Origin of the sequence: Listeria monocytogenes, from assembly GCF_041765605.1 — a bacterium.
Taxonomy (GTDB): domain Bacteria; phylum Bacillota; class Bacilli; order Lactobacillales; family Listeriaceae; genus Listeria; species Listeria monocytogenes_D.
In genome coordinates this window covers 1,339,818-1,362,930 of record NZ_CP168900.1, presented here as the reverse complement: position 1 = coordinate 1,362,930, position 23,113 = coordinate 1,339,818, and the positions used below count along the sequence as shown (strand labels likewise).

The window sequence follows — 23,113 nt, the reverse complement described above, 5'->3', positions numbered from 1 at the left end:
CCCGTTTTTATAGGAACGAGTGGAGTTTCATCTGGCACGAATAGCTCAATAAATTATTTATCTCCAAAGAGTATAGGTAGCGTGTTTAGAAGTTCATCTTGACGAACTTCAATCATTTCGCCAGTTTTTCTGATTTTCACTTCCACAACGCCTTCTGCTGCTTTTTTCCCAACTGTAATACGAATTGGTAAACCGATTAAATCCGCATCTGCAAACTTAACGCCCGCCCGCTCCGCACGATCATCAATTAAGACACTGAAGCCAGCACCTTGTAAGGAAGTATAAAGTGTTTCTGCAAAAGCAACTTGCTCTTCGCTCTTCATATTAACAGGGATCAAATGCAAATCAAATGGACTAATTTGTTTGTCCCATACAAAACCATTTTCATCATTCGATTGTTCCGCAATGGCAGATAAAATACGTGATACGCCAATTCCGTAACAACCCATAATAATTGGCTGTGCACGACCATTTTCGTCTAAAATCGTTGCATTCATTGCTTGGCTATATTTCGTTCCAAGTTTGAAAATATGACCTACTTCGATACCTTCAGCAAATTTGATGACACCTTGGCCATCTGGAGATAGATCGCCAACTTGAATCATACGTAAATCAAAATAGCTTGTTACAGTGAAATCACGATCCGCATTCACATTAATATAATGGAAACCATCTTCATTTGCACCCACAACGGCATTAACAATATCTTTTACCGCATTATCCGCAAATACGCGTGTATTTTCTGGAACATTGATTGGCCCTAGAGAACCAAAATTAGCTCCTAATAATTCTACTGCAACTGCTGGGTCCACTAATTCTACATTGGTTGCATCTAATGCATTTTTGATTTTAATATCATTTACTTCATGGTCGCCGCGAACGAGAACCATAATAACTTCTTCATCTACTTGATAAAGCATCGATTTCATTGTTTTTTCAATAGGTACTTCTAAAAACTCGACAATATCAGCAATCGATTTTTGATCTGGAGTAGCAACTTTTTCTAACTCTTTCTCCAGTTCATGCGATTTTTTCTCCATATATAAAACAGGAGCCATTTCTGTGTTAGCTGCATAATCGGAAGCGTCACTATAAGCAATTGTATCTTCACCAATATCAGATAACGCCATAAATTCTTTTGATTCATTCCCGCCGATCGAACCAGAATCCGCAATAACAGAACGGAACTCAAGCCCACAACGAGTAAAGATATTTGAATACGCTTGGTGCATTAAATTATACACTTCATCTAAACTTTCACTTGTTGCATGGAAAGAATATGCATCTTTCATAATGAATTCACGACCGCGTAATAACCCGAAGCGTGGACGTTTTTCATCACGGAATTTTGTTTGAATTTGGTATAAAGTAAGTGGCAAACGTTTGTAAGATTTAACTTCATCGCGTAAAAGCGCCGTAATAACTTCTTCATGTGTTGGTCCAAGCGCAAAGTCACGAGAAGCTCGGTCTTTTAGACGCATTAATTCTGGACCGTAATCGTTCCAACGACCAGACTCTTGCCAAAGTTCCGCAGGTTGAAGTGCAGGCATTAATAATTCTGCAGCGCCAATTGCTTCTAGCTCTTCACGAATAATTGTTTCGATTTTTCTTAACATCAATGTTGCAAGTGGTAAATAACTATAAATCCCACTAGCTGTTTGTCTTATAAAACCAGCACGAAGAAGTAATTGGTGACTCTTTACTTCCGCATCTGCTGGAACTTCTTTTAATGTTGGTATAAATGTCATCGTTTGACGCATTTAAAACACCCCTTTTTCCCTTTATTATTTTTCTCTTTTTAGAAAAATGCTCGTTGAATATCGTTCCATGTCACAAGAATCATCAGTACCATTAAAAGTGCAAATCCAGCAAAATGGATAATGCCTTCTTTTTTAGGGTCAATTGGTTTGCCGCGAACGAGTTCGTATAAGAAGAACATTAAACGTCCGCCATCTAGTGCTGGTAACGGTAGCAAGTTAACAATTCCTAAGTTAATACTTAAAACAGCAGTCCAGTTTAGTACAGTCATAAAGCCATATTGAACGACTTGTTGCGTACTTGTGTAAATTCCCACTGGGCCATTCAGCATATCGAGCGAAAATCCGCCAGTAAACATGTTTCCTAGAATCGTAAATATTTGTACAATCCAATTCCATGTTTGCGTAAATCCATTCGTTATTTTAGCAGTAAAAGAGGAGTCCATTGGTGTTTCTACACCGATTTTCCCTACGTCTTTGCCATTTTCTTTTTGTGTTGCGGGTTTGACATCGATATCTTGTGTCTTGCCATCTCGCTCAATTTTGAAATCAAGTGTTTTTCCGGGGTTTTCCGAAACACTTTGAACAATATCGGTCCAAGATTTTGTTTCTTTTCCATTGATGGAAAGAACCTCATCCCCTTTTTTTAGACCGGCTTCAGCAGCAGCTCCGTCCGGTAGAACATTCCCAAGCGTATTATCGGTGCTCGGAACGCCCCCTTGTACAAAAGCAAGTGCTGTGAAAATTAAAATAGCTAAAATAAAGTTAAAAAGCGGTCCAGCAAAAATGGTCATTGCCCGGTTTCCTAAAGATTTTGCATTAAAAGAACGGTCATACGGTGTAATCATCGTTTCGATTTTACCGTCAATCACTAATGCATCACGCTCTACCTGATAGCGAACTTTTTTGGTATCATCGTAATCTTCGTAGCCTTCAATGAAAAGTTCTTTCTCTAAATCACAGAGAGAAACCTCGATTGGCTGTGCATTGACATATTGATCTTTCCCATTAACAATAATTTTACTAACCGTTTCTTCTGGTGTTAATTCAAGCCCTACTCGGTAACCAGGTTTTAGCTCGATTTCCTCGCCATCTTCCCCAGCCATCCGAACGTAACCACCAATCGGTAATAAGCGAATCGTATATTGCGTTTCTTTTTTACGATAAGCAAAAATTTTCGGTCCAAACCCGATTGAAAAGTCTTTTACCATAATTCCAGCACGTTTTGCAAAAAGAAAATGTCCTAGTTCATGGAAAAATACAATCAGTCCGAATACGAAAATAAAAGCAATAATAGTTGTCAAAATAGCTTCACCTCTATAAAAGTGTCTTTACATACGCGCGTGTTTCTTGATCGACTTGTAAAATGGTATCCAAGTCAGGGTCAGAAATGCTAGTATGACGATTCATTGCATTTTCAACAAGTGCTTCAATATTATAAAAAGCCACCTGTCCATTCAAAAAGCCAGCAACAGCAATTTCATTTGCTGCATTTAAAACTGTCGGCATTGTTCCACCTATTTTACCAGCATTATACGCGAGTTTCAATGCCGGAAATCTTTCATAATCCACTTTTTCAAAATGAAGTGCGGAAAAATCAGTAATCCGGAATTCTTTTTCATACGGTATATAAAGTCTGTCGGGATAGGTTAAAGCGTATTGAATTGGCATCCGCATATCTGGTGTACCAAGTTGCGCAATGAAACTTCCATCCACGAACTGAACCATAGAATGGATAATACTTTCGCGCTGGATAACGACTTCTATATCATCGTAGTCCACACCAAACAGCCAGTGCGCCTCCATCACTTCCAAACCTTTGTTAAACATCGTTGCTGAATCAATTGTTAATTTATTCCCCATATTCCAGTTCGGATGTTTTAACGCTTCTTTCACCGTAACCAGGCTGAGTTGCTCCCTCGTCTTATCTCGGAAACTTCCACCGCTCGCTGTCAAAACTATTTTTTCGATTCTTTCCGTATTTTCTCCGTTTAATGCTTGTAAAATAGCAGAATGTTCGCTATCAACAGGTAATAGTGAAATGTTTTTTTCTTTCGCCGCACGCATGACTAAATGTCCAGCCGTAACAAGCGTTTCTTTATTAGCAATTGCAATGGCCTTCCCAGCTTCGATTGCATCTAATGTTGGAAGTAAGCCAACGCTCCCCATAACTGCATTTAAAAGCACATCCCCATCTAAATAGGTCGCTACTTCTCTAAGCCCTTCTAAACCATTAAAAAATTTCACGTTTGGGAATTCTGCTTCTAATGTCACACGATCTCTCGTATGCCAAACAGCGACCATTTTGGGTTTAAACTCTTTTATAATCGCCCTACCACGTTCCATATTACGCCCAAAACTAAGCGCAACAACTTGAAATTTTTCAGGATTTTCGCGAATGATTGCAAGCGTTTGTGTTCCAATAGAACCAGTTGCACCTAGCAAAATAATTTTTTTCATTATCCCATCTCCAATTAAATAATTTGAAGTATATGTAGCAGAGGTAAAACGAACAACAAGCTATCAAAGCGGTCTAAAATACCACCATGCCCTGGTAAGATTTTCCCAGAATCTTTTACACCATAAAAGCGTTTCAAAGCAGATTCGACCAAGTCTCCCAACTGTCCAAAAATAGATAGAAAGACTAAAAGCGCTAGTACGAGTGCAATATTTCCTGGCAGCTCAGCAAAATAATAAAAGCCCCCAGCAATGACAAGTGCACATACAATCCCGCCGATAAACCCTTCCACCGTTTTGTTCGGACTAACATTTGGAGCTAATTTATGCTTCCCAATTGCTTTTCCAATAAAATAAGCCCCTGTATCAGTAGACCAAACAATAAATAAAGCAAAAAGTACATACATTAATCCAGCTTCACGAGTTAACGCTAAGTAATGGAAACCAAACCCTGTATAAAAAGCGGCAACCATACAAATACCAACTTGATCAAAATGGAATTTATTTCGTGAAAACACAGTATTAGCGAGTAATAAAGCCATTAAAATAAAAATAACTTCCATTTCAGTAATATGCAGTGTATCTAAAAAGTCCAAATATCTATCTGGCACGACAACTAACCACATTAATAGTAAAGTAATTATCCCATTCATCGAAAAAATTCGTTGTTTTGTCATTACAAGTACTTCATATAAAGCAATCGTTGCTAGTAAAATACTTAATAGTTCAAATGGAATTCCCCCGTAAACAACGAATGGAATAAAAAATATAAGCGCAACAACTGCAGTAATAATTCTCGTTTTCAATCTTTTTTCCTCCCTAGAGCCCTCCAAAACGACGTGACCGGTTTTGATATTCAATAATTGCCTGTAAAAAATCTTCTTTTGAAAAATCAGGCCAATGTGTATCCGTAAAATAAAACTCGCTATAAGCAAGTTGCCAAAGCATAAAATTACTTAATCTAAGCTCACCGCTCGTTCGAATCAGCAAGTCTGGATCCCCTAAGCCGCTACTCATCAAATGGTCATTTAACATTTCTTCTGTTAAATTTTCTGCACTTTTACCTTCACGTTCTAGCTCTTTCATTGCTTCTTTGGCAGCCGTAATGATTTCTGAACGTCCACCGTAGTTAAGCGCAAAATTAAGCGTTAGGCCTGTACAATGTGCTGTATCCGCAATGGCTTTTTCTACTGCACGCATCGTATGATCAGGTAGATTTTCTCTGTACCCCATCACATTAACACGAACATTTTCTTCAATCAACTCTGGTACAAAAGAGTCAAAAAATTCTACAGGTAGTTTCATTAAAAAATCCACTTCATCTGTAGGTCGCTTCCAATTTTCAGTTGAAAATGCATAAAGTGTTAATACATCAATACCCATTGCATTAGCATAACGTGTCACTCGTTTCACGACATCCATACCTTCCTTATGCCCAGCAATGCGCGGTAAGAAACGTTTCTTTGCCCATCTTCCATTACCGTCCATAATAATAGCAACATGGCGTGGAATCGGTAAATCTTCTGCAAGTTCACTATTTAATATATTTTCATCTTGTCGAAATAGCTTTTTAAACATCATAAATCCTCCAATTGATACACTTCTTAGAGCATGTCTATACCTATAATAACAAAAAAGAATCAATTAATGTACTAAAAATTCCATGTGAACAGATGAGAGTTTCATGAGAGCGATGGAATTGCCCATTAAAAAACATTCCTAACCCAACACATATGGAAAGAATTAGGAATGTCACTTCAACTTAAAAGGTCTTTAACCCTATTTGTTACTATTTGTAAAAGTATCAATTAAACTTCTAAGATTTCCGCTTCTTTGTCTTTCGTGATGCTATCGATGTTTTTGATGCTTTCATCTGTTAATTTTTGAACGTCTTCACCGTAAGAACGCAAATCGTCTTCTGTGATATCGCCACTTTTTTCTAATTTTTTCAATTCTTCATTAGCTTCACGACGAATGTTACGAACCGCAACTTTCGCTTCTTCCGCTTCTTTTTTCACTTCTTTAACCAACTCTTTACGACGTTCTTCCGTTAATTGTGGAATAGATAAACGTAGTACAGAACCATCATTATTAGGTGTTAAACCTAAATCTGATTTCAAAATTGCTTTTTCAATTTCACCTAAAATGGTTTTATCATAAGGTGTAATTAGCAACATTCTAGCTTCAGGAACGCTGATAGAAGCCATTTGGTTAACTGGAGTAGCTGCTCCGTAATAATCTACAGATAAACGGTCAAGTAGTGATGCATTCGCACGACCAGCGCGGATTGTACCTAATTGTCTTGTTAACGCTTGTTCTGCTTTTTCCATTTTTTCTTTGGATTTCGATAATACTTCTTTACTCATTATTTTTTCCCCCTAACAGTAGTCCCAATTTTTTCACCTAAAATAACACGTTTAATATTATTGCCTTGTTCTGTAAATGAGAAGACGATTAATGGAATATCATTGTCCATACTTAGAGACGATGCAGTAGTATCCATTACTTCTAAACCTTCTTTAATTACATCAAGGTAAGATAATTCTTCGTATTTTTTCGCATTTTCATCTAGTTTTGGATCGGCATTGTAGACACCATCTACATTATTTTTCGCCATTAAGATAACATCTGCTTCGATTTCAGCCGCTCTAAGTGCTGCCGCTGTATCTGTGGAGAAATAAGGATTACCTGTTCCACCTGCAAAAATAACGACACGACCCTTTTCTAAATGACGAATCGCTTTACGACGAATGTACGGTTCCGCAATTTGACGCATATCAATAGAAGTTTGCACACGTGTTGCTACTCCAATATTTTCAAGGGAATCTTGTAAAGATAAGGAATTCATGATAGTCGCAAGCATACCCATTTGGTCAGCTGCTGCACGGTCCATTCCCATTTCACTACCAAGTTTACCGCGCCAGATATTTCCGCCGCCAACAACGATAGCTACCTCTACTCCTAGTTCTACTACTTCTTTGATTTGAGCAGAAATCAAATTGACCACGCTCGGGTTAATTCCAAAGCCATCATTTCCGGCAAGTGCTTCACCGCTTAATTTTAATACAACTCGTTTATAATCTGGGGTATCCATAATAGCCTCCAATTTCATATTCTATTCATAGATAGAAAAGTTTTCCATCCACCATTATCTATTCTACTAAAAAGCTGGCTATTACAAAAGTGTTTTCTACCAAAAAATAAAAAAACATTTAAAATCGCTCCAAACCTTCCTTATTTTTAAGATAATTTTTATTGTTAATACTAATTTTCCACCGATTCTAAATAGTTTTATCCGCTACTTTAACATTATTTGTGATAAAATAAACGCATAAATAGTTAAAAATGAACGAAAAAGACAAAACGCATAGGAGTATTAGATATAAATGGTAAAATGGCACAAAATATATACATATAGTGAACGAATTGAACAATGGGATAAGCAAACAATTATTGAAATGCCCTCAGAAAGTGAATATCAAGGTTATTTTTTCTTACTGCCTAAAAAAATGGTGTTTTCACTCACATCTGAATACAGCTATTTTTATTTCCCAGATACGTGGAACTTCTTTCTAAAAAAACATACAGAAAAAAAAGAACTAAGTACAGCCAAAATGATACATACCTTTAAACATGAAAGTGACGAAATAATGCAGTTTTTTCATACAAAAAAAGTAAACGATTGCATTATCAAAGTACGTACACATGTCCCTAAAAAAATAGAAAAAGATGTGATAATTGAAAATGACCTTATTAGATAGCCAGCAACAAGCATTAATAAAGCTCAAAAAATATAAAGTCGGTGCTCTGTTTATGAAACCGGGTAGCGGGAAGACGCGGGTAGCATGTGAATTAATCAATGATGCAAAACCAGATTATGTGTTATGGATTACTCCTTTTCAAACAAAAGCAAATCTCGAAGCAGAAATAAACAAATGGGGTTATAAATTCCCACAAGAAATCATCGGCATTGAATCCCTTTCCAACTCAGATCGTCTATACCTCTACTGTCGTGACAAACTTAAAAACTCAAACAATAGCTACATTATTATGGATGAAAGCTTAAAAATTAAAAACGTCCATGCCCTTCGAACGCAGCGAGCAATCAAACTTTCACGACTAGCTACCTACAAATTAATTATGAATGGCACACCGCTTAGCCGAAATATTTTAGATCTTTGGTCTCAACTAGAGTTTTTATCTCCTAAAATATTAAATCTAAGTTTTTCGCAGTTTAAAAAGACGTTTTGTGAATACGTAACAATTACACAACTAACCCAAAGCAAGCAACAGTCAATGGACATCATCAAAAAGTATCATAATTTAGAGTACTTATATAAATTAATCACACCTTTTATTTTTACTTCTTCGCATGAAATAGCCGTTAAGTGGCATTATATTCGTCATGATTTTTCAATTGATGAGGAACTTTTAAAGCAATATTATGAAATAAAAGAAGACTATCTCCAAAAAGCGGCTGCCTACACCATCAATATTAATTTTTTAGAAATGTCTCAAGTGATGCAACACTGTTACTGTCTCTCCTCTGAAAAATTTACTATTACCGAATCGTTAGTCGCCGGAAAAGAAGAAACGACGATTATTTTCTGTAAATATAAACGATCTGAAGAAGCACTACAAAAAGCATTTCCTAATGTAAAAATTACAACTTTTGCTAAATCTTCTTACGGACTCAATTTGCAATTTTATAATCAAATTATTTACTTTGATAAAACGTTTGATTATTCTCAGCGCGATCAATCAGAAAGGCGTATTTACCGGACTGGGCAAACGCAAGACTGCTACTACCATGATTTAAGTGGCAACGTCGGGCTTGATTCTCTTATTGATGTAAATATTTCTAAGAAAACCAACCTATTGCAAGAATTCAAAAAAGAGCTCTCACAAAAAAATTCTTTTGAGGTGATAATGGATGCTTTCTAGAACAGTCTTTGATGCTTCCCAAGAACGAATGGAAGTAATTTTTTCCGAATTTGACAATATTATCGTTTCTTTTTCAGGCGGTAAAGATAGTGCAGTAATGCTTCATCTCATGATTGATTACATGCGGAAAAATAATATTCAAAAGAAAATCTACGTGTATCATTTAGACTACGAAGGTCAGTACAGCGCTACAACTGACTTCGTTACCGAAATGTTAACCAGTAATTTAGATATTATTGAGCCGCTTTGGTGCTGTCTGCCAATCGCCGCTCAATCCGCCGTTTCGATGTTTACCGACCACTGGAAACCTTGGGAAAAGTCCAAACGAGACATTTGGGTTAGAGATATGCCCTCCTTTCCATCCGTCATCAATGAAGATAATGCCCCTTTCGACTTTGATTTTGAAAATCTTTGGGATTACGAATTTAATAAAAAAATCATTCACTGGCTACATACTAAAAATAACGCCAAAAAAACGATTGCTTTAATAGGCATAAGACAACAAGAATCTCTTAATCGTTATAACGCGATTCACAAAAAAGAACGAATGTATAAAAAGTACAATTGGACAACTGAAATTTCCAAAAACATCTATAATGCCTATCCTATCCATGACTGGCGAGTAGAAGATATTTGGATTGCTAACGCTAAGTTCCATTGGTCCTATAATAAAATTTATGATTTATTCTATCATGCTGGTCTAACTGTGCACGATATGCGCGTTGCAAGCCCTTTTAACGATTCTGCTACAGAAAGTCTTAAATTATATCGTGTTATCGAACCCGCTCTTTGGTCCAAACTAGTCGGTCGTGTGAACGGCGCCAATTTCACAGCAATATACGGCGGTACCTCCGCAATGGCTTGGAAAGAAATTAAATTGCCAAAAAACCATACGTGGAAATCGTATTTAGAGTTTCTACTCACGACTTTGCCAAGCTACACGAGAGAACGCTATTTAAAAAAATTCAAAACGAGCATTACATACTGGACCGAAAAAGGCGGTGCTTTAAAAGTAGAAACCGTCGAGGAATTGAAAAATTTAGATGTCCAAGCAGATTTCCTTGGTAAACCACAAAACAACCGTGTTTATACCAATCCGATGGAAATCGTTCGCTTTAAAGAATATCCAGACGATTTGAAAATTAAAGAATTCGCAAGCGTCCCTACTTACAAACGGATGTGTATCGCCATTTTGAAAAATGATTATACATGTAAATATATGGGATTCGGTCAAACGAAATTAGAACTAGAGAAGCGAAAAAACGCATTAGAGAAATATAATAATATTTTATGAGGTGAAATAATGAATTACAAAAGCCCAGTATATAGCGTCACTCCAATCCACTACACAAAACTACAAGCAAATAATTATAATCCGAACACAGTCCCCGCACTTGAACTCAAATTGCTTGAAAAATCAATTTGGGAAGATGGATTTACGCAACCCATTGTTTGTTATCCCTTGGAAGGCAGCGATAAATATGAAATAATAGACGGGTTCCACCGTTACACAATCATGACCACCTCCAAACGAATTCGCGAACGAGAAAACGAATACCTGCCAGTTGTCATTCTCGAAAAAGATACCGTGAATCGAATGGCCTCTACCATACGTCATAATCGCGCACGTGGATTCCATAACGTAGAATTAATGTCCAACATTGTTAGTGAACTTGTCGATAGTGGAATGTCCGATAGCTGGATCATGAAAAACATTGGAATGGATGCCAACGAAATCTTACGCTTAAAACAAGTGAGCGGACTTGCTCACCTCTTCTTAGAAAAAGAATTTAGTCATGCATCTGATTAATTGATGAAAAGAGGAATAAGAAATGAAAGAAAATAAATATGATGACAAACATTTTTTTGAACAATATAGCCAAATGCCCCGCTCCAAAGAAGGATTAAAAGCAGCCGGTGAATGGCATGAATTTAAAAAGCTACTCCCTGATTTCCACCAAAAAGTAGTCCTTGATTTAGGTTGTGGATTTGGTTGGCACTGCATTTATGCCGCTGATCATGGCGCACAAAAAGTGCTTGGAATCGATTTATCCAAACGAATGCTTGCTGAAGCCAAACAAAAAACAACCTCCCCGGTAGTTCATTACGAGCAAAAAGCCATAGAAGATATAGATTTAGAGCCAGAAACCTACGATGTTGTTTTAAGCTCACTGGCACTCCATTACGTAGCTTCCTTTGACGAAATCTGTCAGAAAGTCCGTGCTAATTTAAAATCAGGCGGCTCTTTCATTTTTTCCGTAGAGCATCCAGTATTTACAGCAGACGGACGTCAAGATTGGTATACCGATGAAGCCGGGAATAAGTTGCACTGGCCCGTCGACCGTTACTTCAATGAATCTGTGCGCACAAGTCACTTCCTAGGAGAGGACGTCCAAAAATATCATCGTACGCTTACCACTTACATCCAAACATTACTACAAAACGGCTTCCGAATTAATAGCGTAATCGAACCCGAACCAGCTCCCGAATTAAAAGCGTTATCCGAAATGCAAGATGAATACCGCCGACCAATGATGCTGCTAATATCTGCAACTAAAAACTAAAAGAAAGTTGGTAGTATTGTGCATGATTCTAATTTATTCAACATATTAAAACAAAATAATTATATCTTACCTAAAGACCCAGACGCATCTAATGAAATAATTGATACTATGTTGTCCTATCTTTCTTCCGTTGATAGTGAATTGAGAGATAATATTGCTTACAACATTTTTTTCGAATGGTTTGTTGGTCAAGATAATTTAACTACAGATCAAAAAAGGAGAATTTATAATTACGCAGTCAATAAGAATAATTTACTATTCAAGATTAACATTATTGACTCAGATGCAGTATTTCAACGCTCATTTTTAGCATTAATTATTGCATTATTACTAGAAAATAATAAGGTTCATAATTTCTTAACTGATAATGAAATTAGAAAAACTTTGAATTTACTTATTGAGCTACTAGAAAAAGAAAAAAATACGCATTCTTTTATTGAAGAAAAAGGTTGGGCACATTGCATCGCCCATACAGCAGATTCTCTAGACGAACTAATTTACCAAAGTACAATTAGTGAAATAGACGTAAAAAAAATAATGACTGCAATTACGTTTTTTTATAAGACCAACCCTAACATACTAACTGGCGAAGAAGATGAACGCCTGAGTAATATATTAATAACAGCCCTTTTTGAGCAAAAAATAAATATCGAAGAAGTAAAAAACTGGTTAAATTCCCTTTCAGAAACAATTCCAAATCATCTTCCAGAAATACCTCTTATAAATATTAAACAGTTTACTCAAACACTTCTAATAAAATTAACTGTTTTAAATTATGATGTAGATTTTAATTTATTTCCTATTGTAACTCGCTATATAAGAAAAAATGATGATAATGCTACTAATAAAAAAACCCTTTAAAATTAGCTTTTTACAAACTAATTTTAAAGGGTTTTACTCTTGTTAAAAGATTATTTCTTAGCTTTTTTCGGTTTTTCTTTTTCTTGCTGTTTGTTCATCGCACTCATCATTTGATTGATTTTCTTTTGTGATGGTTTTTGACCCATTTGCGCCATCATCATTTGTAACATTTGTTCGTTAATTGGCGGATTGTTTTTTAAATAGCTCATCATGTAACGTCTTGCAATAAAGAATCCTCCCGCAAGACCAGCTAGTAAACAAATAATGCCGACAAGAATGTAAATCCACATAGTCTCTTTTCTCCTCCTTGAAACAAAATCCTCTTTTATTGTACTTGATTTATATTAAACAGACAATACTTTTCAAGAAAACATATCATCTTGATTAATTTATCAATAAAAGTTGCAAACAACCTCGTAATTATAACATTAATGGCACCACTGCGCAATCTAAAAAAAGCATAAAAAAACAGACCGCTCTAGAAAAACTAGCAACGGTCTGTTTGTTTAATTAAAGTGATTTTACTGTATTAACGACGTTCTCTACAGTAAAGCCATAATTTTTAATAACTGTTTCACCTGGAGCAGAAGCACCAAATTTGTCGATTCCGATAACTTTACCATCTAAACCAACATAACGTTCCCATCCAAAGCTAGCGCCCATCTCTACTGCTACACGTTTTCTAACAGCATTCGGTAATACACTTTCTTTGTACTCCGCAGATTGTTGCTCGAATAGATCAAATGATGGCACACTGACAACTGATACATCCGTTCCTTGAGCTTGAAGTTCTTTTTGCGCTTCGATAGCTAAGTTAACTTCAGAACCACTCGCAAGAATGATCGCTTCCGGTACTTCTCCTTTTGCAGGTGAAATTACGTAAGCACCTTTCTTAACGCCTTCTGCAGTTAATTTAGCAGAATTTGGTAGTGTTGGTAGGCCTTGACGAGTAAGAACAAGTACATGTGGTGTAGATGTAGAAGTGATAGCAAGTTTCCATGCTTCCACTACTTCATTTCCATCAGCAGGACGAATGACAGAAAGCCCTGGCATTGCACGTAAGCTTGCAAGTTGTTCGATTGGCTCATGCGTTGGGCCATCTTCCCCTACAGCAATACTATCATGCGTCATTACGTATGTTACAGGTAAATGTTGAATGGCAGATAAACGAATGGCAGCACGTACATAATCAGAGAATACGAAGAATGTTCCGCCGTATACTTGTAATCCGCCGTGAAGCGCCATACCATTTAATGCAGCACCCATCGCAAATTCACGAACGCCAAACCAAATGTTTCTTTCAGCTGGAGTCGCTTTTGTAAATTCACCGTCTGTTTTAATTGTTGTATTATTCGAACCTGCAAGGTCAGCAGATCCACCAAAGATTGTTGGGATTTTCCCAGCTAACGCATTGATTACTTCTCCACTTGAAGCACGACTAGCAAGTGCTTTCGATTCATCATATACTGGAAGATCCTCATCCCAATCAGCTGGTAACTTATTGTTCAAGCTATCTTCTAATTGTTTAGCAAGCTCTGGATATTCTGCTTTATAGGAAGCAAATAGCTCATTCCAAGCTGTTTCTGCTTTTTCACCACGTTCGCCAATTGTTTCTTTAAAGCGAGCAGTAACTTCTTCAGGAACAAAGAATTTCTCTTCGTAGTTCCAACCATAAGCTTTTTTCGCTTCTAAAATACCTTCATCGCCTAGTGGAGCACCGTGAACTTTACTTGTACCGGCATTTGGAGCACCAAAACCGATAACAGTTTTCACTTCGATCATAGTAGGTTGAGAAGTGTTTTGTTTCGCTTTTTCGATTGCAGCTAAAATTTCAGCTGTATCATTACCGTCTTTTACTAATAAATGTTCCCAGCCATAAGCTTCAAAGCGTTGTTTTACATTTTCAGAGAAAGATTTGTCTAAATCACCATCAAGAGAGATATCATTGGAATCATAGAGAACAACTAATCTTCCTAATTGTTGATGACCTGCATAAGAAGCCGCTTCTGAAGCAACACCTTCCATTAAGTCACCATCTCCGCATAGTGCGTAAGTATAATGATCCACCACTGGGAAACCATCTTTATTATATTTCGCTTCTAAATGTCTTTCTGCCATAGCCATACCAACAGCCATCGCAATACCTTGACCAAGCGGACCAGTAGTTGCGTCTACACCGTCTGTATAACGATATTCCGGGTGACCTGGAGTTTTACTTTCCCATTGACGGAAATTTTTAAGATCTTCTAATTCTAATTTGAACCCACTTAAGTGTAATAAACTATATAAAAGCATTGAGCCATGCCCAGCAGAAAGTACAAAACGATCTCGGTTAAACCAATGTGAATTCTTAGGGTTAGTATTTAAAACACGCGACCAAAGTGCGTAAGCCATTGGTGCTGCTCCCATTGGTAATCCTGGATGACCAGAATTTGCTTTTTGAATTGCGTCCATTGATAATGTACGAATTGTATTCACTGCTAAACTATCTGTGTTATCGAACAAATGAAACATCCTCTCTTCAATATAATTTTAACTACTTTTAATAATAAGCCTAAAAAGCAATTAACACAACTAATAATTGCTTTAAATTGCTTAATTGATTGGTATTTTTGTTCATTTGCTCATTAATGTTTATTTGGTACTAATTATTAGTGCTTATTTTTTCTAAGTTGTTTCACTTTATGCGGAGTTACATCTTTTCCGTTAGGGTCAATAATCGTTGTATTTTCAATTGTCCCTTTCATATGCGTACGGAAAGATTTTATATATTCTTTTCGTAATTTATCTTGCTCCACTTTTTCTGCGGCAGTTAATGTTCCGGCTTTTTTCTTTTTAGAAAGCTCATTAATACGATCTATTTTAGCTTTTTCTAGCATCGTTATTCTCCTTTTCTTCTATAGAATAAAAATAAGAAAGCAGCATAATCGCTACTTTCTAATATTATATCATAAACGGTCACTAAATCGACCTTACTGGTTTGCTAGTTGAATCGTACTATCACTCTTTATTAATTTTGTTTTGTGTACAGGAATAACTACTGATTCTCCTGCTTCCACATGACCGTCAGCTAAATTATTTTCTTTTTCTACCCAGCTAACAAAATCTGCTTTTGCCATATCACTTTTACCTGCATATTGATCTGCTAATGCCCATAAAGAATCCCCTTCACTTACATTCACTTCTGAATAGTCGTTTCCCCCGCCAACTACAGTACACATTAAAATGATTCCTAATACGATGCAAGTAAGTACAAATATAATAGAAACATAAAATTTATCCCAAATTAATTTCATAGTCATTAATAATCCCTCCAAAAGAATGTATGTTCGCTTTTCTATATTATAGAACAACCGTTCGCATATGTCAATAAAAAACGAACCTTTGTTTGCATATTGGTTTTTCTTTTGCTATACTTGAATTATAAAATAACCATTAAATCAATGAGGTGAAACCATGAAAATATCTAAACGCCAACAAGATATATATGAATTTATAAAATCAGAAGTAAAAGAAAAAGGTTATCCGCCTTCCGTCCGCGAAATCGGTGAAGCAGTTGGCCTTGCTTCCAGCTCTACTGTTCATGGACATCTTGCTCGCCTTGAAGGTAAAGGCTTAATTAGACGGGACCCAACAAAGCCTCGTGCGATTGAAATATTATCTTTAGAAGACGAAGCAGAGACACCCAACGTTGTAAATATTCCTATTATCGGGAAAGTAACCGCTGGAATGCCCATCACTGCAATTGAGAACATTGATGAATATTTCCCACTACCAGAATACATGGCAGCTGGCGAAACCAATGTCTTCATGTTAGAAATCGACGGCGAAAGTATGATTAATGCCGGAATCCTTGATGGCGATAAAGTAATCGTTAGACAACAAAGTTCTGCAATCAATGGCGAAATCGTTGTAGCGATGACAGATGAAAATGAAGCTACATGTAAACGATTCTACAAAGAAGCTAATCATTTTAGATTACAACCCGAAAACGATGCTTTGGAACCTATCCTTTTAAACAACGTAACGATTCTAGGAAAAGTAATCGGACTTTATCGAGATATTCGCTAATTTTATTCGTTTGAACAGGTGGTTGAGAACATGATTTATTTTGAAACTGAACGGCTTATTGCAAGAGATTATTTAGCAAGTGATTATCTTCCTTTTAGTCAAATGAATGCAGATGAGCAAGTAATGAAATACTTCCCAGCCAGATTAACTCAAAACGAAAGTAATGCATTTCTTGATAGGATTCAAGAAGAACTAAAGTCACTTGGATATGGCCTCTTTGCCATTGAAGTTAAATCAACGGGCGAATTCATCGGTTTTACTGGATTTCATGAGGCTACTTTTGAAGCTACATTCACTCCTTGCACGGAGATAGGTTGGCGATTAAAACTTAGCGCTTGGAACCAAGGCTATGCCACTGAAGCCGCACTTGGCGCGTTAGCATTTGCTGAAGAAATCAACACTATTAACGAAATATACAGTTTTACCGCCGTACTCAATAAACCTTCAGAAAATGTCATGAAAAAAATCCATTTAACAAAAATAGCTACTTTTGAACATCCCGCTTTAGTAAATGGCGATCCACTAAAGCCCCATGTTCTTTATAAGAAGGCATAATAAAACCCCCTGTACATTCTGGTACAGGGGGTTTTAATTCCAAATAAGTAGTGAAAAATATAGTCCGACGAGCGTTATGAATAAAACTGGAATAGTAATCACAATGCCAATTTTGAAATAAGAGCCCCAGCTTATCTTTATCCCTTTCTGCGCTAGAACATGTAGCCAAAGTAAAGTTGCTAGCGAGCCAATTGGTGTTATTTTCGGACCTAAATCAGAACCAATGACATTTGCATAGACTAACGCTTCTTTCATCACGCCTGTAAATGACGTATGATCGATTGCAAGTGCGTTTATCATTACTGTTGGCAAATTATTCATGACAGAAGACAGTATTGCAGCAATAAATCCCATTCCAACTGTTCCCGCAAATAATCCAAAGTGCGCAACATATGTAATTGCTTCTGATAATAATTTTGTGATACCGACATTTTGCAAACCATATACAACTACATACATACCAACCGAGAAAAACACAATATTCCAAGGTGCTCCTTTTAAAATAGCTTTTGTCGAGACGGCATGACTTTTTGCACTGACTAACAAAAAGATAACAGCAACTAGCAAGGCAATAAATGACACTGGAATGTCTAAAAAACTACTCAAAAAATAGCCTGCTACAAGGATGATAAGTATTCCCCAAGAAACACGAAACATCTTTTTATCTTTAATTGCAGAAGCCGGCTCTCGAATCACTCGCGTATCATATTTTTTAGGTAATGCTTTCCGAAAATAAAAATATAAGATTAAAATACTCGCAACTAAAGAGAAAACCGTTGGAATCCACATAATAAGCGCATACTGCGAAAAACTAATACCGAAAAAATCAGCCGAAACTATATTGACTAAATTACTAACTACGAGCGGTAAGGACGTCGTATCCGCTATAAAACCGCTAGCAATAATAAATGGAAATACCTTTTTCTCATCAAAATTCAGCGCTCGCACCATCGCTAGAACAATTGGTGTCAAAATTAGCGCCGCCCCGTCATTAGCAAACAACGCAGCAACGAAAGCTCCCAAAATAGAAATAAGAATGAACATTAATAAGCCATTACCTCTTGCTAATCGCGCCATATGTAAAGCCGCCCACTCAAAAAAGCCAATTTTATCTAAAATCAATGAAATAATTATAATAGCAATAAAAGCGAGCGTCGCATTCCAAACAATTCCTGTAACTGTTGCGACATCTGATAAAGTGACGACGCCAAGTAATAAGGCAATTATCGCACCTCCACAAGCTGACCATCCGATTGATAATTTTCTTGGTTGCCAAATCACCAAAAATAACGTGAAGGCAAATACTAAAATAGCTAAAGTAATCTGCATTTCTTCCCCTTTCTCTAATGAAAACCTCCCTTTCACTAGCACATTTTTAAATATATGCCTCTATTTGCCAAACATCAAACATTTGAAACCGATTTTCCAATAAAAAAGCACGTTTCCATTTATAGGAAACGTGCTTTTGACTATTAATAAATTTCAAGATATTGTTCGCGTTCCCACGGATGAACCGCTGTACGGAACATATCACACTCAATTGTTTTCGCTTCAATAAAGTGTTCAAAAATGTGTTCACCTAAACCATCTTTGATAATTTCATCTTTTTCAAGTTCGATCAGAGCGTGACCTAAGCTTTCTGGAAGATCATAAATCCCAGTTGCTTCACGTTCTTCTTCGTTCATTCCGTAGATGTTACGATCAACTGGTGCTGGAGGAGTTAATTCATCTTTAATTCCTGATAAACCAGCTTTTAGTAACACAGCCATTGCTAAATATGGGTTAGCTGATGGATCAACACTACGTAATTCTAGACGAGTACTTAGTCCACGAGAGCTCGGAACACGTACAAGCGGGCTACGGTTTTTACCTGACCAAGCGATGTAACAAGGTGCTTCATAACCAGGAACTAAACGTTTGAATGAGTTGATTGTTGGGTTTGTAACAGCCGTATATCCACGAGCATGTTTTAACATCCCAGCTAAGAAATGATAAGCAGTTTGACTTAATTCAAGTTCACCACTTTCATCGAAGAAAGCATTTCCTTTTTCATTAAATAGTGACATATTGAAATGCATTCCGGAACCATTGACACCAAAAAGTGGTTTCGGCATAAATGTTGCGTGCAGACCATGTTTACGAGCAATTGTTTTAACAACAAGCTTAAATGTTTGGATGCTGTCACACGCTGTAATTGCATCTTCATATTTAAAGTCAATTTCGTGTTGTCCTGGTGCTACTTCATGGTGAGACGCTTCGATTTCAAAGCCCATTTCTTCTAATTCAAGCACGATATCACGACGACAGTTTTCACCTAAGTCGGTTGGTGCTAAATCGAAGTAACCACCACTATCATTTAGTTCAAGTGTCGGACGACGATTTTCATCTAATTTGAATAGGAAAAATTCTGGCTCAGGTCCTAAGTTGAACTCTGTGAAACCTAGTTCTTCCATTTCTTTAAGTACACGTTTTAAGTTAGCACGTGGGTCTCCAGCAAAAGGAGTCATGTCAGGATTATAAATATCACAGATCATTCTTGCAACTTTTCCTTTTTCAGCTGTCCATGGGAATACCACCCAAGTGTCTAAATCTGGGAATAAATACATATCAGACTCTTCAATTCGTACGAAGCCTTCAATGGAGGAACCATCAAACATGATTTTGTTATCTAGTGCTTTCTTTAGTTGGCTAACAGGAATTTCCACATTCTTAATAATCCCTAGGATATCCGTGAACTGTAAACGAATAAATTTTACATTTTGTTCATCTGCGAAGCGGAAAATGTCTTCTTTTGTATATTTTGCCATAATCTAAATTCCTCCTAAATAATCTAATTATATTAACTTCTAAATAAAGTAAATACCTCTTCTTGTCTTTTTAAAACCTTGGTAATTGTTGTTTCCCTGTCGCATCTTGCTTTACAAAACGGCCAGCTTGTTGCATTTCTTTTCTAAGTATTTTGCGTACATCATCATCTGTCAAAGGTTCTTTGGATTCTTTTTGCTGCATTTGATACATTTTCTTAATTCCCGCAATATTCAGACCATCATTCAAATAATCTTTTATCTCTAGCAAAACATCAATGTCTTGGAGTGAATACAAACGGTGATTTCCTTGATTTCGTGCCGGATGGATTAATCCTTGGTCTTCATAGTAGCGAATTTGTCTAGCGGTGAGATCAGTTAGCTTCATCACAGGCCCAATTGGAAACAGCGGCATCGATCTCCGGATTTCCTTTTCACTCACGACAATTCCCCCTCAAAACATAATTATTTTTTTGATGATAGTAGCATTATAATGTACGTCAGATGTTTTGTCAAATTTATGTAAGATAATCTAACATACAGCTTAATCCGTTGTATACCAATGCATTCCACATAAAAAAACCGCGATTAAAACCATCGCGGTAAAAATTAAAAATATTTTTTTGCAAATAAATGTTACTTTTTTATAATATTTTTTGGATTGCTCTAGTAACTGCAATTTTGATGTGTTCATAGGTCAAACCGCCTTGAACATAGAGTTGATAGGGTTCTCTAATAGGCCCATCTGCTGTTAGTTCTAAACTCGCGCCTTGTATAAATGTCCCAGCTGCCATTATCACGTCATCTTCATAACCTGGCATATATGCACCGATTGGCAAAACATGCGCATTAACCGGCGAGGCTGCTTGAATAGCTTGCGCAAATGCAACCATCTTCTCTTTGTTATGGAAGGAAACACTTTGAATTAAATCCGTTCTTGGCGCATCCCAAACTGGGTCAGCTTCTATACCAAACTCCGCAAGCATGGCAGCCGTGAATCTTGCTCCTTTAATTGCCTGAGCTGTCACATGGGGAGCTAAAAAGAAACCTTGATACATTTCTAATAAACTATAGAGTGATGCACCTGCTTCTCTGCCAATTCCAGGTGTAGTTAAGCGATAACCACATAAATCTACTAATGCTTCTTTTCCTGCAATATAACCGCCTGTTTTCGCTAAGCCACCACCAGGATTTTTGATTAATGAACCCGCGATAATATCTGCTCCAACTTCTGGCGGCTCCTGATATTCCGCGAATTCTCCGTAACAATTATCTACAAAAATAATTACTTCCGGATTGATATTTTTTACAAACACAATCATTTCTTTAATCTTTTCTATTGTAAAAGAAGGTCTATCCGCATAACCTCGTGAACGCTGAATTCCAATCATCTTTGTTTTTGGCGTCATTTTTTCCGCTATTCTCGGAAAGTCTACATCACCATTTCCCAGAAGCGGTACAGAGCTATAACCAATATGAAAATCTTTTAAAGATCCTTGTCCTTGATTTCGCACACCTACAATTTCTTCTAATGTATCATAAGGTTGACCAGTAATATAAAGTAATTCATCGTCCGGACGAAGGATACCAAATAATACGGTTGAAATTGCATGTGTTCCTGAAATTATTTGTGGGCGAACTAGGGCCGCCTCTGTCTTAAATACAGTCGCATATACACGTTCTAATGTATCTCTACCTTCATCATCATAACCATACCCAGTGGAAGGATGAAAATGAAAATCACTTACTTTATTCTCTTGAAACGCATCTAAAACTTTCGCTTGATTAAATTCAGCAATTTCGTCTGTTTTATTTTGCAAATCGTCAATTTGTGTTTCCACTTTTTTTCGTATCGCTTGAATATTATTCATTATTTAGCTCCTTTCTCGGTTTGTACCCCTCTATGTGGTAACTCTGTTTACTTTCAATATATTCTAGTTTCGTTACCCATGCTTGTTGCTTTATTTGCGCTAATTCTTTTCCTTTTTCCTCTGAAAGTTCTAGTGTAAAGAAAGTCCAATTTTTTTCAATTAATTGTATCATTCGCTGTTTAATCGTATCTGGAGCCTCTTGATCTAAAGCTGATATAAGCAAATTTTCTGGTTGATCGGGTACAAACGTGGCTGGTGCCTGATCCATTTTATTGTAAATGACCAACGTTGGCAGATGGTTCATTTCCAGTTCCTCTAATAAAGAAAGTACCGTTGTTTCGTGTTGCAAATAGTCTGGATTTGATGCATCAACTACATGAATTAACACATCTACGTTGGCAGTTTCCTCTAAAGTAGAGCGAAACGCTGCAATCAAAGTTGTTGGCAAATCTTGAATAAAACCTACTGTATCTGTCAAAAGCGCTTGAAATCCACCCGAAAAACGAATTTTTCGTGTGGTTGGGTCAAGCGTTGCAAATAATTTATCTTCTTGTAATGTCGTTTCATTCGTTAAACGGTTGAAAATAGTTGATTTCCCAGCGTTTGTATAACCGATTAAACCAAACCGAAAAACGGATTGTGTATTTCTTCGTTCAATGATTCGTTTGCGATGCTGTTCGACATGTCTTAATTGCGCTTTAATATCATGCATTTTTTCGCGAATATGACGTTTGTCCATTTCTAGTTTGGATTCACCAGGCCCTCTTGAACCGATACCTCCTCCAAGTTTTGATAAGGAAACACCTTGTCCACTAAGCCTTGGCAAAAGATATTTATATTGCGCATATGCGACTTGCAGTTTTCCTTCTTTGGATTTTGCGCGCATGGCAAAAATGTCTAGGATTAATTGTGTTCGGTCAATTATTCGCGCCTCAACTACCTTAGAAATATTGCGTACCTGCGTCGCACTAAGTTCACTATTAAATATAACAACGTCTGCCTCATGCATTTCCACTAAAGCAGCAAGTTCTTCCAGTTTACCAGAACCAATGAACGACGCTTGATTTACTCGTTCTAATTTTTGAATTAATTCATCTACTACTTCACCGTTTGCCGTTTTAGCTAGGCTATGTAGTTCATTCATGGAATTCCAGAAAGCTTCTTCTGTTTTATTTGGCAAAATTACGCCTACAAGTATTATTTTTTCTCGTTCCACAAGCATTTCTCCC

At 36.8% G+C, this 23,113-nt stretch carries 24 protein-coding genes; 8 read left to right on the top strand and 16 right to left on the bottom strand.

What is annotated here, in order from left to right:
- Positions 1 to 53: 53 nt before the first annotated feature.
- The 7 genes from AB2Q86_RS07050 to pyrH all read right to left on the bottom strand — a co-directional run bounded on the left by AB2Q86_RS07050 (position 54) and on the right by pyrH (position 7,308).
- Complete coding sequence (locus AB2Q86_RS07050; protein WP_012581385.1) at positions 54 to 1,760, bottom strand: proline--tRNA ligase; 1,707 nt, start codon at positions 1,758 to 1,760, stop codon at positions 54 to 56.
- A 38-nt stretch (positions 1,761 to 1,798) separates the two neighbouring features.
- Complete coding sequence (rseP, locus tag AB2Q86_RS07045) at positions 1,799 to 3,061, bottom strand: RIP metalloprotease RseP (RefSeq protein ID WP_003726415.1); 1,263 nt, start codon at positions 3,059 to 3,061, stop codon at positions 1,799 to 1,801.
- Between the two features lie 13 nt (positions 3,062 to 3,074).
- Positions 3,075 to 4,217 (bottom strand): 1-deoxy-D-xylulose-5-phosphate reductoisomerase, encoded by a 1,143-nt coding sequence (locus AB2Q86_RS07040; RefSeq protein WP_012581386.1) that lies wholly within the window; start codon positions 4,215 to 4,217, stop codon positions 3,075 to 3,077.
- 14 nt (positions 4,218 to 4,231) lie between these two features.
- Positions 4,232 to 5,020, bottom strand: a complete 789-nt coding sequence (locus AB2Q86_RS07035) for a phosphatidate cytidylyltransferase (RefSeq protein ID WP_003727496.1) — start codon at positions 5,018 to 5,020, stop codon at positions 4,232 to 4,234.
- Between the two features lie 13 nt (positions 5,021 to 5,033).
- Positions 5,034 to 5,792, bottom strand: a complete 759-nt coding sequence (locus AB2Q86_RS07030) for an isoprenyl transferase (RefSeq protein ID WP_003729924.1) — start codon at positions 5,790 to 5,792, stop codon at positions 5,034 to 5,036.
- A gap of 230 nt (positions 5,793 to 6,022) precedes the next feature.
- On the bottom strand, positions 6,023 to 6,580 hold the full coding sequence (gene frr / locus AB2Q86_RS07025; protein WP_003729925.1) for a ribosome recycling factor: 558 nt from the start codon (positions 6,578 to 6,580) through the stop codon (positions 6,023 to 6,025).
- The gene (pyrH, locus tag AB2Q86_RS07020; protein ID WP_003723449.1) at positions 6,580 to 7,308 is read right to left on the bottom strand and encodes a UMP kinase; all 729 of its coding nucleotides are present in this window, start codon (positions 7,306 to 7,308) and stop codon (positions 6,580 to 6,582) included. The genes frr and pyrH overlap by 1 nt, the downstream gene beginning before the upstream one ends.
- 292 nt (positions 7,309 to 7,600) lie before the next feature.
- Between pyrH and AB2Q86_RS07015 the strand changes: the two genes are divergently transcribed.
- The 6 genes from AB2Q86_RS07015 to AB2Q86_RS06990 are packed head-to-tail and all read left to right on the top strand — an operon-like array spanning position 7,601 to position 12,583.
- Positions 7,601 to 7,975 carry a hypothetical protein gene (locus AB2Q86_RS07015; protein ID WP_012581388.1) on the top strand — a complete coding sequence of 125 codons (375 nt, stop codon included), beginning with the start codon at positions 7,601 to 7,603 and terminating at the stop codon, positions 7,973 to 7,975.
- On the top strand, positions 7,953 to 9,158 hold the full coding sequence (locus tag AB2Q86_RS07010) for an SNF2-related protein (protein WP_014598971.1): 1,206 nt from the start codon (positions 7,953 to 7,955) through the stop codon (positions 9,156 to 9,158). The genes AB2Q86_RS07015 and AB2Q86_RS07010 overlap by 23 nt, the downstream gene beginning before the upstream one ends.
- Positions 9,148 to 10,452, top strand: coding sequence for a phosphoadenosine phosphosulfate reductase (locus AB2Q86_RS07005; protein ID WP_012581390.1), 1,305 nt, complete (start codon positions 9,148 to 9,150; stop codon positions 10,450 to 10,452). Before AB2Q86_RS07010 ends, AB2Q86_RS07005 begins: the two co-directional genes overlap by 11 nt.
- A 9-nt stretch (positions 10,453 to 10,461) precedes the next feature.
- Positions 10,462 to 10,968, top strand: coding sequence for a ParB/RepB/Spo0J family partition protein (locus AB2Q86_RS07000; RefSeq protein ID WP_003729929.1), 507 nt, complete (start codon positions 10,462 to 10,464; stop codon positions 10,966 to 10,968).
- A gap of 22 nt (positions 10,969 to 10,990) precedes the next feature.
- Complete coding sequence (locus tag AB2Q86_RS06995; protein ID WP_012581391.1) at positions 10,991 to 11,722, top strand: bifunctional 2-polyprenyl-6-hydroxyphenol methylase/3-demethylubiquinol 3-O-methyltransferase UbiG; 732 nt, start codon at positions 10,991 to 10,993, stop codon at positions 11,720 to 11,722.
- An 18-nt stretch (positions 11,723 to 11,740) separates the two neighbouring features.
- Positions 11,741 to 12,583 carry a DUF2785 domain-containing protein gene (locus tag AB2Q86_RS06990; RefSeq protein ID WP_012581392.1) on the top strand — a complete coding sequence of 281 codons (843 nt, stop codon included), beginning with the start codon at positions 11,741 to 11,743 and terminating at the stop codon, positions 12,581 to 12,583.
- A gap of 50 nt (positions 12,584 to 12,633) precedes the next feature.
- On the opposite strand, the gene AB2Q86_RS06985 is transcribed toward AB2Q86_RS06990, so the two are convergent.
- The 4 genes from AB2Q86_RS06985 to yneA all read right to left on the bottom strand — a co-directional run bounded on the left by AB2Q86_RS06985 (position 12,634) and on the right by yneA (position 15,885).
- A complete protein-coding gene (locus AB2Q86_RS06985) occupies positions 12,634 to 12,873 on the bottom strand; it encodes a YneF family protein (protein ID WP_003723442.1) in 240 nt (79 codons plus the stop codon).
- A gap of 220 nt (positions 12,874 to 13,093) precedes the next feature.
- Positions 13,094 to 15,088: a transketolase gene (gene tkt / locus AB2Q86_RS06980; RefSeq protein ID WP_003729932.1), complete on the bottom strand. Its 1,995-nt coding sequence runs from the start codon at positions 15,086 to 15,088 to the stop codon at positions 13,094 to 13,096.
- 146 nt (positions 15,089 to 15,234) lie between these two features.
- Positions 15,235 to 15,462, bottom strand: a complete 228-nt coding sequence (locus tag AB2Q86_RS06975; protein ID WP_003729933.1) for a DUF896 domain-containing protein — start codon at positions 15,460 to 15,462, stop codon at positions 15,235 to 15,237.
- 93 nt (positions 15,463 to 15,555) lie between these two features.
- On the bottom strand, positions 15,556 to 15,885 hold the full coding sequence (gene yneA, locus AB2Q86_RS06970) for a cell division suppressor protein YneA (RefSeq protein WP_003734518.1): 330 nt from the start codon (positions 15,883 to 15,885) through the stop codon (positions 15,556 to 15,558).
- Positions 15,886 to 16,039: 154 nt separating this feature from the next.
- Between yneA and lexA the strand changes: the two genes are divergently transcribed.
- Entirely contained in the window at positions 16,040 to 16,654 is a 615-nt protein-coding gene (lexA, locus tag AB2Q86_RS06965) for a transcriptional repressor LexA (protein WP_003723438.1), read from the top strand.
- Positions 16,655 to 16,684: 30 nt separating this feature from the next.
- Positions 16,685 to 17,209 carry a GNAT family N-acetyltransferase gene (locus tag AB2Q86_RS06960; RefSeq protein ID WP_012581393.1) on the top strand — a complete coding sequence of 175 codons (525 nt, stop codon included), beginning with the start codon at positions 16,685 to 16,687 and terminating at the stop codon, positions 17,207 to 17,209.
- A gap of 33 nt (positions 17,210 to 17,242) precedes the next feature.
- Here AB2Q86_RS06960 and AB2Q86_RS06955 read toward each other — a convergent pair whose 3' ends face one another.
- From AB2Q86_RS06955 to hflX, 5 genes are all read right to left on the bottom strand, one after another.
- Positions 17,243 to 18,538: an arsenic transporter gene (locus AB2Q86_RS06955; RefSeq protein WP_012581394.1), complete on the bottom strand. Its 1,296-nt coding sequence runs from the start codon at positions 18,536 to 18,538 to the stop codon at positions 17,243 to 17,245.
- A gap of 143 nt (positions 18,539 to 18,681) precedes the next feature.
- Positions 18,682 to 20,016, bottom strand: a complete 1,335-nt coding sequence (gene glnA / locus AB2Q86_RS06950; RefSeq protein ID WP_003736482.1) for a type I glutamate--ammonia ligase — start codon at positions 20,014 to 20,016, stop codon at positions 18,682 to 18,684.
- A 70-nt stretch (positions 20,017 to 20,086) separates the two neighbouring features.
- Positions 20,087 to 20,455 carry a MerR family transcriptional regulator gene (locus tag AB2Q86_RS06945; protein WP_003719570.1) on the bottom strand — a complete coding sequence of 123 codons (369 nt, stop codon included), beginning with the start codon at positions 20,453 to 20,455 and terminating at the stop codon, positions 20,087 to 20,089.
- Between the two features lie 202 nt (positions 20,456 to 20,657).
- Entirely contained in the window at positions 20,658 to 21,884 is a 1,227-nt protein-coding gene (locus AB2Q86_RS06940) for a methionine gamma-lyase family protein (RefSeq protein ID WP_012581396.1), read from the bottom strand.
- Entirely contained in the window at positions 21,877 to 23,100 is a 1,224-nt protein-coding gene (gene hflX / locus AB2Q86_RS06935; RefSeq protein WP_012581397.1) for a GTPase HflX, read from the bottom strand. The genes AB2Q86_RS06940 and hflX overlap by 8 nt, the downstream gene beginning before the upstream one ends.
- Between the last annotated feature and the right edge of the window lie 13 nt (positions 23,101 to 23,113).